Below are 12,961 nucleotides of genomic sequence, written 5' to 3'. Positions count from 1 at the left end.
TGTTCTTCCAGCGGCTCACGCGGCGAACTCAACCTGGACGCGATGCGGAATGAAACCGCGTTCATGCCCCATGTCGAGCAGCCGTTGGACGGCCTCGCGGCCGTTGTCACCGTAATCGAGCGTCAGGTCGTTGACGTACATCTCAATAAAACGATCGGTGAGTTGCCCACTCATGCCGCGCGCGAAACTCAGGGCATAAGCGAGCGCTTCTTCCCGATGGGCGAGGCCGTACTGAATGCTTTGCCTGAGATACTGGGCGATCTGCGCAATCAGCTCAGGGCCCAGACTCCGCTTGATCACGTTGCCGCCTAGCGGCAACGGCAAGCGCGTTTGCTGATACCACCAGTGGCCCAGATCAATAACCTTGTGTAAGCCTTCTTCAGCATAAGTGAGCTGGCCTTCGTGAATGAGCAAGCCGGCATCAACGGCCTGGGCGGCCACAGCCTCTATGATGCGATCGAAGGGCATGACTTCGCACTCGACGTCGGGCTCAAAGAGCTTCATCACAAGATAAGCCGTTGTCATCAGGCCGGGAACTGCGAGTCGCTTGCCTCGTAACTGAGCCGGCGCAAGCGGGCGCGCTGAGACGACAATCGGCCCATATTGCTCCCCCATACTGGCGCCGCTCGGCAGCAGCAGGTATTTATCGGCAATGTAGGCGTAAGCATGAATCGAAACGGCCGTCACGTCGTAGACCTCGTCCAACGCTTTTCGATTCAGTGTTTCGATGTCCGTCAGCACGTGACTGAAGGTGAGGTGACCTGTGTCCAATTTTCCGGTAGCTAACGCATAAAACATGAATGCATCATCAGAATCAGGACTGTGAGCGATGGTAATATGGCGAGTTTCCATGTGATGTTTGTCTCCCATGTAAGCCAGGGCTGCATTATAACACCACATGCAGATGAGGGAAACATCGGTGAAAAACCGGCCTCGGCTGCCATGCCGCTACCGGAGCAGACCGATAGCGGCAATCATTGGTTGAGATGGAGCAAGAGCCTAAAACTGACCGGCGCTTTGTCCGCCGACTCTTGCTATAGCGGCAATGGTTGGCGCAGGCAGAGCGAGACGCCGGCTAGACACCCCAAAGATAGTTCTCGTCCTCCATCAATCCGCTTCGTTCAGGGGGCAACGCCGGCGACCGAGGCTGAATTTCCAACGCCAATGTGTGCTCCAACGCTTCAATATCATGCTCCGCGTAAGCAGGAACATGCAGAATCTGATTGGCGCCGATTATGTCGGCGCGTCCGTTGACACGAACTTTACAAAGGCCGGTTAAGATCACAATGAACGATTCACAAGGATAGCAACGCGGTTGCAGTCGCGCGCCTGTGTCCATCTCGGTGCGCGCAATCGTCAGTTGATCGCCCATGACCAACTTGCGGAAAAAGTTTTCTTTCATAGTGAATGATTCCGTTTGATTCCAATAGTGCTGATTCATGATCCTGTTTTCTCCTGCTGAGAATAAAATAAAAGGCCACCGTCGCTAGGGGCAGTGGACGGTGGCCTTTGTCTCCACTCCGATGGAGGATCAGTGCCTCATCCACTGCCCCTCGCTAGTACGAGGAGGATAATGCCTAGGAGTAAACCAAGGAGAGGAGTCAAAACAAGATTGATCAACGAAGGCCGAGCCACGCACGCCGAAGTGGCCGCGACGTTGGCGACATGAGCCATTCTGGTTGCAGCAGGCTTCGTCATATCGAAATCGGAGCCTTATTTTCGGCTTTGTGGCGGTTATTTGTCAAGTTTTTTGTTAATGGCCGCCTGTTGAAGATCAGTGAACAAGCAAGGCGGGTGTGACCGTGTTTGATCTTCCGCGCAGTGTCCCTGAGGCTTGCGTCGAGCTGCTTGAATCAGCTTGATCATAGGTCATCCCGCTTCGAGCGCCGTTCCTGAGGCAACGTAAGCGATGGGCTTGAGCAGCAGGAATCGGATGCCAATTGGCCTTCAGGTAAAGTATACTTCGGATGTGCAACGGAGCTCGAAAACCAGAGTGATGGTTACGCGCGTCATTCGCCGCGGACAACAAGTCGTTGATGAAGTTGACTGGCCGAGGCCCACGACGCCCGCTGAGCGAATGGCCATGATGTGGCAATTAGCCCTTGATGCCTGGGCTTTCAAAGAAGGAGGAACGCTTGTTGAATCCCGACTTCCGAGACATATTGTCTTTGTTCAACGAAGAGAAAGTTGACGCCTGGTCATCGGCCTTTCTTTAGACTCAGTAACGTGACAAAAGTTTGTGGCGTTTTTGGACTGCTGCGACGTGTCCCAGCTTTGGCCGGAAAGCGGTGATGCGTCACCGCACGCCAAAACGTCCCGTCCCCCAAATGTGCCGGAACGTTTGTCCACCGACTTCGCAGCATCAGCAAGGATTGATAGAGTTACTGATTGAAAATCATTTCATCATTCAATCTGCATCTGCATTTTCTCAGGAAAACAGAGCAGCGAGCCGGCGCGAGAGTTCCGGTCGAGCAATCACCTGTTCGACGCTCTCAGTGACAACCACACCGAGGCCGGCGCGCCGAGCGTGAATCTCATCAATCAACGGTTGTGCAGCCTGTGGCTTGACGTCGCGCAGACTGATGATCACCAGATCGCTTTGCTCAATTAAGCGCGGCGCGCTGGCTTTCCACCGCGAGCGTGGCACGCGCGGGTTGATGGTGAACAGTGTCAAGTCGGGTTTGATGCAGAGGGCCAAGCTGTTGCTCTCTATCACCAGGCCATCAACTGACGTGACCTGTCGCTGCACATCACGCCAACCTATATGCACAAATGGAGGCGTCGTAATCAACCAGAGGACCGGATCGGCGCCGGCCTGCGTCATGCGTCCGGTATCAGTGCCAGGTTGCTTGAGTATCTCAGGGTCGGTGACAAACCGATAGCCACCCCCAACAGAGGCGCAGACGCCGCAACCGTGGCCGCCTCGCGGGCAGCCTTGTGCCACGTCATGGGTGACGGTGATCTTCATCGCCCCCCATGCGCGCGTGGGCAGCGCCGAGAGCAATGCAACCACCAGGCTTGTTTTCGCGGCGGCGCTCGTTGCGCCAGCAACGACAATCGTCTTCATCATGAGCCTCGATCAGGCGAGGTCTGGCTCTGCCATTGCCTCACACGTGCGTCACATGAGCCGCGGCAAAGTCTATCCCACAAACAGCGGCAACTCAAATGTGAATCGCGTTCCCTCGGTCGGCTGGCTGCTGACACGGATCGTGCCTCCATGAGCTTCGACAATCCAGCGGCAGATGGCCAAGCCCAGTCCGAAGCCGTCGTTTTTGTTCCCCTGCTTTTGCCGTCGCCGGTAGAATCGCTCGAAAATGTATGGCAGGTCATCCGGCGCGATGCCGCAGCCTGTATCGCTGACGCTGACCACAGCCGTCGCTCCTGCGCGCTCGACTTCAACATGAATACGTCCGCCCGCCGGCGTGTACTTGAGGGCGTTGTCGAGCAAGTTCATCACGACCTGCTTCAATCGTCGCGCATCGCCGAGTACATAAATCGGTGTGGAGTCCAGTTTGATGGTCAACATCAACTGACGTTCGTCAGCCAGCGGCTGGACGTATTGGACGGTCTCCTCGCAGAGCGCGTTCAAGTCCACAGGCTGGCGTTCGAGCACGGACTGGCTCGTTTCAGCCCGCGCCAACATCAGCAAATCTTCGGTCAATCTGTTCAATCGCAGCAACTGATCCAGGCAGCGTTGTAAGATTGTCCTATATTCTTCCGGCGAACGATCACGCCGTAGGGCCACTTCGATTTCATTTCGTAGCACGGCCAGCGGCGTGCGCATTTCGTGCGAAGCGTCCTCGGTGAAGCGATGTTCACGCTGAAAAGCTTCCTGCAGCCGCGCGATCATTTGATTAAACGTCTCCGCCAGCCGGGCCAGTTCATCACCCGTTGGAGGAACCTCGACCCGCTCTTGAAGATTCTTGGCGGTGATCGCTTGAGCAGTATGTGTCAGGCGGTCTACGGGTCTCAGCGCCTTGTCCACCAACAGCCGGCCTCCCCAGCCGGCCAACGCCAGCACAATCAGCAGCGAGAGCCCCAGCAGCCACAGAACCTGCCATCGCACCTGTTCAATCTCTTCGAGTGTATAACCGGCACGAATAAATGACACGATCTGACCCTGTTCATCCAGTAACCGCCATGTGGCCACGCGCAGCGGCTTGCCTTCATCGGTGACGGCGTCTTCCAGCACCGGCTCCGCGCTGGTTCGCACCTCTTCTAATGTCCGAACATTGACAGGCACATGGAACGTTTCTGAAGGACTGGCTATATCCGTTGTTGTCCCGTCCGCGCCGATTAACTCGACGAATTGAGGCGCCAGCGCCAACCGCCCTGTCGCCGTTTCAGTCGGCTCCTGTCCTCGTTCCAGCGCGGTCAGGTGCTTTTCAAAGGCGATGACTTGTTGTCGCAACGATTTGTCAATCAGGCGCAGCAAGCTGGCCGAGAGATAAAGATAGACCGCTGCACCGTAGCCGAGTAACACAATGGCGAGGATTGTCAAATACCAGAGTGTTAATTTGCGACGAATCGAGAGCATGATCGCGTCTGTTCGACCTGAGCAGCTTATTGTAGCCGGTTCGGTTCAACAAGAAAAACCGGGATTACGGCGCGTTCACTTTGGGGTGTAATGAAGGGTAGTATTTGATGGTTCGATGGCAGGCGATTGATCGTTGTTTCTCCCGCGCTCTGAACGGCGCTCCGCCAAACCGGTCACTGCTGCCTGCGCTCGCACTACAGCGTGCAGCGCAGCAGCGGCAGCGGCTCCGGCTCCACCAAACCGGTCACTGCTGCCTGCGCTCGCACAGGCAGCCGGAGCCAGCATGCTCCATTGCGTTGCGTTGGCAATTGCGTTGGCCGATGACCTGACCTTCAGTTGAGGCGCCGAAGCCAGCGCGCTCCATTGCGTTGCGTTGAACCCATGCCTATACTTGGCGACCAACAATGAACGAGGCCTATCAACCAGATGATGATCCGCCGCCGATTCTCGGCACATGGGCTCGCGTCTATGCGGCGGCCTTGATCTTTCTGTTCGTCATCATTGGAGTCCTCTACTGGCTCACGGAACGCTATGCTGAGGCAGCGCGATGAGAATCGTTGATTGGATTGTGTTGGTCGCCTCCCTTGGCTTGATTGTCTATGTCGGCGTGACTAAAAGCAGAGGCTCGCGCAATACCAAACAATTCTTTCTGGCCAACCGCTCGCTGCCTTGGTGGATCATCGGACTGTCTGTCATGGCGACGCAAGCCAGCGCCATCACGCTCATTGGCACGACCGGACAAGCTTACGTGGATGGCATGCGGTTTGTGCAATTTTATTTTGGACTGCCCATCGCCATGGTTATCCTTTGCGCCACGCTGATTCCGTTTTTCTATCGCGCCAATGTCTACACAGCTTACGAATATCTGGAGCAACGATTTGACGCGAAGACCCGACTTCTTTCCAGTCTATTGTTTATACTGTCGCGGGGCATGTCGCTTGGCGTGGTGATTTACGCGCCCGCCATTGTGTTGTCCATCATCCTCGGCTGGGAGATCAAGGCCACGATCCTGGTCATGGCAGCAACCGCCACCTTCTACACATCATTTGGCGGCATTCAAGCAGAAATCTGGGCCGACGTTTACAAGATGTACCTGATGTTTGCTTCGATTTTCATCTGCCTCGGGCTCATCTTGTTTAACTTGCCTTCCGAAGTGTCGTTGTCTGATGCAGCATACCTGGCCGGCCTCACCGGTCACCTGAAAGCGATTGACCTTTCGGTGGACCCGAAGAATGAATTCACGCTCTGGTCAGGCTTGATTGCCGGATTATTTCTGATGTTGTCGTACTTTGGCTGCGATCAAAGTCAGGTACAACGTTACCTGACCGTGCGCTCATTGAAAGAGAGCCGGTTGTCGCTCATGTTCAATGCGTTCCTCAAAGTGCCGATGCAGTTTTTCATTCTCTCTATCGGGGTGTTGCTCTTTGTGTTTTACCACTTTGAGAAACCGCCGCTCGGCTTCGACAAACGCGGCCTTGAGCGTGTGCAAGCAAGTCCCTATCGAGACCAATTCAACGCGCTTCAAGCTCGCTACGACCAGGTATTTGAGCAGCGCCGCCAGGCAGCGCACGCCTTGATTGCCGCGCGACACAACCACAACCCATCGGAGCAGCAGCAAGCTCGCCGCCACTATCGCGCGCTGCACGACGAGCTGATGCAGCTTCGACGCCAAAGCGCCGAGCTGATGAGCCGAGCCAGCGGCGAGAATTACAACGATACGAATTACATCTTTCCCAGCTTCATCATTCGCTATTTTCCTGCCGGCATTCTCGGCCTGATTATCGCAGCGATCATGGCTGCCGCCATGTCAGCGATGGATTCCGAACTGAACGCACTTTCTACTGTGACTGTGATGGACATCTACAAACGCCACCTGAAGCCGGTTGCAGACGAACGCCATTATCTGATGGTCTCACGGATCAGCACGGCGCTCTGGGGCGCATTCGCTGCCTCGTTTGCCATGTATGCGGGCGCGCTCGGTTCGGTGGTTGTAGCCGTCAACAAAGTCGGCTCGTATTTTTATGGCTCATTGCTAGGCGTATTCGTTTTGGCCATCGCCACGAAACGGGCAACGGGTCGTGGCGCATTCTGGGGCTTGCTGGCAGGCATGGCGTCTGTGTATGCGGCCAGCCGCGCCACAGACATTGCCTTCCTTTGGTTCAACATTGTCGGCTGCGTCGTGGTGGTCGTCGTCGGCTATGTGTTGAGCCTGACGGATCGTCAAGCTGCTCCAGCAACGATGAGCCTTCAGGAGCGGCGTTGAGCCATCGGTGAATCAAACACGGCGCAGCGCCACGGCGCCTGCTGACGCGCCTCCGGTCGTGGCCGACTTGTGAATACCAATGGACTCAGGATTGTCGTCTGACTGATTATTTGCTGCCGACCGCGCGATGTCGAGTTTGCAGTTCCTGAATCACGTTATGAGCGCCGCCGAGCTTTTCGGTGACAAACAACACGTAGCGAATGTCAACAGCAATGCAACGAGACAGCGCCGGATTATAGACGTAATCGCTGCCCAATCCTTCGTAGTTGCCGTCGAAGACGACGCCGATCAACTCCCCCTTGCCATTCATGATCGGACTACCGGAATTGCCACCGGTGATGTCTGTGTCAGAAATAAACGCGACCGGCACATCGTTTCGGCGCCGATCTGCATACGGACCGAAATCGCGTTGAGCGAACAGCTCTTTCAATCGTTGAGGCACTTTGAAAGGATGCTCGTCGCTCTCTTTTTCCAGCACGCCGCGCAGTGTCGTCATATAGTCATAGAACACGGCGTCGCGCGGGCTGTAGCCTTTCACTACGCCGTAGGTGAACCGCAGTGTGCGATTGGCATCAGGATAGAGTCCGGTTTTCTTCCAGCGTGACATGCCTTGAATGTAAGCCGGACGAGCTTTGGTGACGCCGGCCACGAACCGCTGGTAGCGCTCGTCCAGGGGCGCCAGTTCAGCCTTGGCCTGTCCCACAAAATTCAGTAACGGGTCTTCGATGGCCTGCAACTGAGCCGGCGTCATCTCGAACAATTTGATCACGTCATCGGCCGATTGAATACGGGAGCTTTCCAGCATCTGACGCGCCCAGGCCGCTTCGGCCTGACGGCGGTCTGCTCCCGACTTGCCTGCAAAGAGCGATTCAACAGAGGCGATTTTCTGCTCAGCGGGCAGCGCGTCGGCCTGCTGCAAAAACAATTCGATGTAGCCGCGTTCCAGCTCGATGTTGCGGTCGCGCCACGTTTCGGGAATCGTCTTCTTCAATTGCTCAATCGCTTCATCGGTGAGATCAGAAGTTCGATCCTCTGGCGGCTTGTCGCGGTCGCGCGCGCGGTCCCAGGCAGCAGCCAGCAGCGACATGGTTGAACCAGCATTGAGCAACCCGCTCAACACATTTTGTTTCGCTTGATAGCTCATCAGATCGCGATAGAGACTGGCCAGTTGCGGGAGTGCGTCGCCGTATTGCGCTTTCCAGTTGGGCGTTTGCTCCACATATTGCATGAACGCTGCTTCCTCGGCTCGCCGGCGTTCAAGCAGCTTGGAGCGTTTGAGGCCTTGCAGAGAACCTTGAAAATTTTTCAGCGCATTATTGAGCGATTGCAGCTCGCTGCTGTAGCGCAACGCTGAGGCCGGATCGCGCCGGCTGGCCTGCTCCAGCAAAGCGATCTGTCGCTGCAACGTCTGAATTTGCCACGGGTATAAGTGATTCTGCCGATACTCAATGGAGAACGATTCGCGATAGCGATAGGTCGCTCCCGGATAGCCGAGCACCATCACGAAATCGCCTTCCTTATAGCCATCGAGCGAAATCGGCAGATACTTTTTCGGCTTATACGGCACATTGTTTTTGTCGTACTCCGCCGGCTTGCCATCAGGGCCAACGTATGCGCGCATGAACGAGAAATCGCCAGTGTGACGCGGCCACTGGAAGTTGTCTGGATCGCCGCCAAAGTTACCAATGGATTCCGGCGGAGCGTAGACAAGCCGCACGTCTTTGAGCACGAGGTAGGTGTAGAGGTAGTACGACAACCCATTCAACATCTCGACGACTTGTGCGGAGATGCCCTCCTTGTCGTTACTAGCGGCGGCGGCCAGCTCACGGCTGCGCGCATTGATGGCCTTCTGCCGCTCCTCCAGTGACATGCTCTGCTTGACGACCGAGAGCACATCGGCGGTGACATCTTTGAAGCTTCTGGTGATGGAGACTGTATATCCTTTGGCAGAGATTTCCTCATCGCGCGTCCTGGCCAGGAAGCCGGCTTCCAGGTAGTTGCGTTCCGGCGTACTGGCGGCCGCAATCGCATCATAAGCGACATGATGATTCGTCAGAATCAAGCCATCAGGCGAGACGAACTGACCTGTGCCGCCGCCGACCATCACAACCGCATCAGCGAGGCTAGCGCCGTTGGGATTGTAGATCTCTTCCAGCTTCAGTTTCAGGCCGAGCTTTTTGAGGCGATCCAGCGGCAGCGTGTTGAGCGTATCAGGCAACCACATGCCTTCAGCGGCCAACAGCCGACATGGCCAGGAAAACAGCACCAAACCAATCAAAAAAATGCAGCAGATTCGTTGTCGCATCATGACAGTAGGAGTTCCTCTCGTGTGCTGATGAAGAAAATACGGCAGATTCGTTGTCGCATCATGACAGTAGGAGTTCCTCTCGTGTGCTGATGGGGAATCTGGCAACGACTGTTTAATTCGGTGCTCAATCGCCAGACACAACCAAGACAGCGCCGGCAGTGGCCCGCAAATTCTCCGGCCCGTTCAGCAGTGGTGCGCCTACAACAAAGTCCAGCGCGCCGTCAGCATCAAGATCAATCATCGCGAGCGTCAGGCCGAAATTGACGCCAGCGGTTGGCCCAAGCAGTGTCAGCTCAGGCGCGCGTCCCACTTGACCGGCTGCATCGCGCCGAAGTCCGTCGAACAAGCGAGGGCCTCCAAAGAAGGCGTAGACTTCGCCCACATTGAGCCGTCTATTATCCAACCCGTCGGCTCGTGGCGCACTGATGATCAGATCGTTCACGCCGTCGCCGCTGACATCGCCCACGCGCAACGATGAACCGAATACGTCGCCGGCGTCGCCACCAAAAAGTGTTACGTCGGCTGGACGCGCCACCTGAGCGGCCATATCCCGCACAAACTCGGAAGCCAGCGCCCGGCTTCCACGAATAACATACACCTCGCCGGCATCCGCCCGCCCGTTGTCAGGGCCATCGCCGCCTATCGAAGCGGTGGTTGTGTTGATCGGTGGCAGTACAGCGCCGATAATCAGATCGTCAATCTGATCGCCACTAACATCGCCCACCAGCAGCGAGCCGCCAAAGAGATCACGGGCGTCTTGACCGTAGATCGTGAGTTCAGGCATCGGTCCGAAAAAGCCAGCGCCATCTCGAATCGGTGTGTTGACAAGCCGAGCGCCGCCAAACAACACGTAGACTTCGCCGGCATCACGTCGGCTATTGGCAGGACCGTCAGCCAACGGCGCCGATACGACCACATCGTCAAAGCCGTCTTGATTCAGATCACCGGCTGCCACCGCGCCACCCAAACCATCCAGCGTTTCAGCTCCATGAATGACGACATCCGCGCCAGTAAATGGATCAGCCAGGTCAATCACCGAGCCTCGCTCGGCCACATCAAAGATGATGTAGACCGTCCCCGCGCTAGCGCGCGTATTTTGCGGACCAAAGGTTCCCGGCGCGCCGATGATCAAATCCAGTCCACCACGGCCATTGAGTTGACCTAACGCCACAGCCGCGCCGAGCGTATCGTTACGCTCCTCGCCAAGAATGGTGACGTCAGGCACAGGGCCGAGTATGCCAGCAACGTCGCGTATTGAACCGGGTTTGAGATCGCGGCTGCCGTAGAAAATATAGACTTCGCCGGCATTGAGCCGCCCATTACCCGGTCCGTCAGCCTGCGGCGCCCCGAACACAATATCATCAATGCCATCGCCATTGATGTCACCGCTCGTGGTTGACACGCCCATTCGATCATCGTTTTCCGCGCCGAAAAAAGTCGCGTCAGGTTGCAACTCAGCAGGCTCGCCAGGATCGCGGGTCTCTATGGGCAGGATGTCGCGCCGGCCAAGCACAATGTAGGCGACGCCAGCATCAATGCGCTGAATCTCCAAATTGTTCGCCAGGTGCGTGCCAACCAGCATGTCCCCGATGCCATCTCCATTAAAATCGCCGGCAGCCAGCGCCTTCAGTTGATCGCCGACAGCGGCGCCAAAGATGGTCAGCATGAGCCCGGCCTGCTCGGCGGTATCCACAAGCCCAATGCGTTGGCCAGGCGCGTGTGCAACAAGCCAGATCATCAGTGTTGAGCTGGCAATCAAGCGCCGAAATATCAAACGACTCTTCATAACCGCTCTTCCAAACCTGTCTTCCCACTCAAGAGCCTTGCCAGCAGACATCGGAGCGCGTTCGGCGACGTTTGCACCTTGCCATTGAAAATCTCATGTTCGGTAGCCCAAGACCGTGTGCCGATCTGAGTCTTGTCAATCCGCCATTGGCATGAGCTTTCTCAATCGGCAATCCGAAATCGGGGTCTTAGTTGTTCCTTTTGGATGGAACAACCGGCGCATTCGCCAGGAAAATGTAGACGCGATTGATGCCCGGCGCGCCAATGACGACGTCGGCCAAAGTATCTCCGTTAATGTCACCGGCAGCGACTGCTTGACCAAAGCCACTGTTGGAAGTGGGCATCGGCGCTGACAGCACAATGTTCGCATTGAGCACGCCGGTAAACGGAGCGCCGCTTAGCACGATAAACGCGCGACCTGCATTAGCCAGGTTGCTGACTTCCGTTCCTGGAGCGCCGGCAATAATGTCCACGATGGCATCGCCATCCACATCGCCCAGTGCCAATGATGTGCCGAAGTACGAGGGGCTGGTGAATGCGCCGCGCACGGTTGCAGATGCCGTTGGCGTTGCTGAGATATTCATGGCAGCCAAAAACACGTAAGCTTCGCCTACGTCACGCAAGCTATTGCTGGCGTCGAACAACGGAGCGCCCACCACAACATCATCCATGCCATCGCCATTAACATCGCCTCCGATCATGGTGCGCGCAAATGCCGTGCCTGATTGAACCGTTGCGCCGCGCAGTGTGACGTCTACCGTTGTGTCAATGCCGGTCATGGCATCCATTGCTGTCATTGCGCCATAGAAGGCAACTGCCTCGCCGGCGTTGATCTGTGTCGTGGTGCCGGTGGTCACATTCGTGCGGTCGCCGCCCACCACCACGTCGGCGAACGTGTCGGCGTTCAGATTAGCGGCTGCTACCGATGTGCCAAAGCGCGCGCCAGCTTCCGGTGTGGCTGCTTGCAGTGTTGTTGTCAACCGATCGAATGCTGGGCCAAAAAAGACGAAGGCTTGCCCGGCGTCTACGGTTGTTGTCATCATTTGGTCCGTCCCTGTAGTCGTGATGTCGGTTAGGTTCGCGCCGACCACGATGTCGTTGCCGCCTCCGTTGAAATCGCCAACTGCGATGGAGACGCCGAACCGAGCGCCGGCTTGAGGTGCTGGCGCTTGCAGCACGCGGTCTGCGGTGGTATCGAACATCGCGCCGCCGTGAAAGACATAGACTCGGCCAGCCTTGGACTGCCCACCGGCCGTATCGCCCGGGGCGCCAACCAAAATGTCGGGGATGCGGTCGTTGTTCACATCGCCGGTCAGTAGCACTGCGCCGAAATGAGCCTCGGCCACGGGTGTAGAAGCCTGTAGGATTCGAGGCGTGGATCGCTCTAACCCAAGGCGACTGAGATAAACGAACGCCTGCCCAGCGTCCGTTTGTGACGCGACGTCGGCGTTTGGCGCGCCAACGACGAGATCAGCTAAACCGTCATTATCAATGTCAGCCATTGCCAGTGCTGCGCCGAAACGTGGGTTTGGCTCGGCGGTGGGCGGCGCAATCGGTATCGCTGTCTGATCCACTTGCGCCGCACGCGGCAATGTGATTGGCATGATGAGGCCCACGAGTAAGAAAATAATCACACTAAACCGTTTTGTGTTCATAGGCAATTGACTCCTCCAGCGTATCCCTCGATCTCCTGCTAGGTGATGTGTGCGATCGTCATGTGATGAGCGCGACATACTAGCATGGCACTGAGCGAGCGTCAACATAGGTTTTGGAGTGCGCCGGCAGAGCGGAGCGGCGACGGCGCTTTCAAAGCAATATCTTTGGAGTGCGCCGGCAGAGCGGGAGCGGCGACGGCGCTTTCAAAACGCGCTCTCACCACTTTTGCCCAGCGAAGCAACGACGGTGCTTTCAAAGCAATATCTTTGGAGTGCGCCGGCAGAGCGGAGCGGCGACGGCGCTTTCTGTCGCGACGTTGCGTGCAGGGCCAAAGCGGCGTCGCGCCCTGCGGGCTTGCCGCCGCACTCCAAAACACCTTTATCTTTGGAGTGCGCCGGCAGAGCGGGAGCGG

Annotated in this window: 10 protein-coding genes; 2 read left to right on the top strand and 8 right to left on the bottom strand. The window is 56.8% G+C overall.

Annotated elements, in window-relative coordinates; all coding sequences use genetic code 11:
* Nucleotides 1–15 precede the first annotated feature (15 nt).
* From NZ823_07635 to NZ823_07620, 4 genes are all read right to left on the bottom strand, one after another.
* On the bottom strand, nucleotides 16–852 hold the full coding sequence (locus NZ823_07635; protein MCS6804999.1) for an ABC transporter substrate-binding protein: 837 nt from the start codon (nucleotides 850–852) through the stop codon (nucleotides 16–18).
* A 223-nt stretch (nucleotides 853–1,075) separates the two neighbouring features.
* Nucleotides 1,076–1,441: a hypothetical protein gene (locus NZ823_07630; GenBank protein ID MCS6804998.1), complete on the bottom strand. Its 366-nt coding sequence runs from the start codon at nucleotides 1,439–1,441 to the stop codon at nucleotides 1,076–1,078.
* Nucleotides 1,442–2,428: 987 nt separating this feature from the next.
* Nucleotides 2,429–3,070 carry a hypothetical protein gene (locus NZ823_07625; GenBank protein ID MCS6804997.1) on the bottom strand — a complete coding sequence of 214 codons (642 nt, stop codon included), beginning with the start codon at nucleotides 3,068–3,070 and terminating at the stop codon, nucleotides 2,429–2,431.
* A gap of 69 nt (nucleotides 3,071–3,139) precedes the next feature.
* The gene (locus tag NZ823_07620; protein MCS6804996.1) at nucleotides 3,140–4,537 is read right to left on the bottom strand and encodes a heavy metal sensor histidine kinase; all 1,398 of its coding nucleotides are present in this window, start codon (nucleotides 4,535–4,537) and stop codon (nucleotides 3,140–3,142) included.
* Between the two features lie 404 nt (nucleotides 4,538–4,941).
* On the opposite strand from NZ823_07620, the gene NZ823_07615 reads away from it, so the two are divergent.
* Both NZ823_07615 and NZ823_07610 read left to right on the top strand, forming a co-directional pair.
* Nucleotides 4,942–5,088 carry a hypothetical protein gene (locus tag NZ823_07615; protein ID MCS6804995.1) on the top strand — a complete coding sequence of 49 codons (147 nt, stop codon included), beginning with the start codon at nucleotides 4,942–4,944 and terminating at the stop codon, nucleotides 5,086–5,088.
* Nucleotides 5,085–6,800: a sodium:solute symporter gene (locus tag NZ823_07610; GenBank protein ID MCS6804994.1), complete on the top strand. Its 1,716-nt coding sequence runs from the start codon at nucleotides 5,085–5,087 to the stop codon at nucleotides 6,798–6,800. The genes NZ823_07615 and NZ823_07610 overlap by 4 nt, the downstream gene beginning before the upstream one ends.
* 106 nt (nucleotides 6,801–6,906) lie before the next feature.
* Here NZ823_07610 and NZ823_07605 read toward each other — a convergent pair whose 3' ends face one another.
* The 4 genes from NZ823_07605 to NZ823_07590 form a co-directional block, all read right to left on the bottom strand.
* Complete coding sequence (locus NZ823_07605; protein MCS6804993.1) at nucleotides 6,907–9,108, bottom strand: S46 family peptidase; 2,202 nt, start codon at nucleotides 9,106–9,108, stop codon at nucleotides 6,907–6,909.
* A 124-nt stretch (nucleotides 9,109–9,232) separates the two neighbouring features.
* Nucleotides 9,233–10,894 (bottom strand): integrin alpha, encoded by a 1,662-nt coding sequence (locus tag NZ823_07600; protein MCS6804992.1) that lies wholly within the window; start codon nucleotides 10,892–10,894, stop codon nucleotides 9,233–9,235.
* A 187-nt stretch (nucleotides 10,895–11,081) separates the two neighbouring features.
* Nucleotides 11,082–12,548 carry an integrin alpha gene (locus NZ823_07595; GenBank protein MCS6804991.1) on the bottom strand — a complete coding sequence of 489 codons (1,467 nt, stop codon included), beginning with the start codon at nucleotides 12,546–12,548 and terminating at the stop codon, nucleotides 11,082–11,084.
* 204 nt (nucleotides 12,549–12,752) lie between these two features.
* Nucleotides 12,753–12,961, bottom strand: a 209-nt coding sequence (locus NZ823_07590) for a hypothetical protein (protein MCS6804990.1), incomplete at its 5' end; no start/stop codon positions are given.

It is taken from the genome of Blastocatellia bacterium, from assembly GCA_025054955.1.
In the GTDB taxonomy this organism is placed as follows: Bacteria; Acidobacteriota; Blastocatellia; order HR10; family J050; genus JANWZE01.
This window is presented reverse-complemented; position numbering and strand designations above follow the sequence as displayed.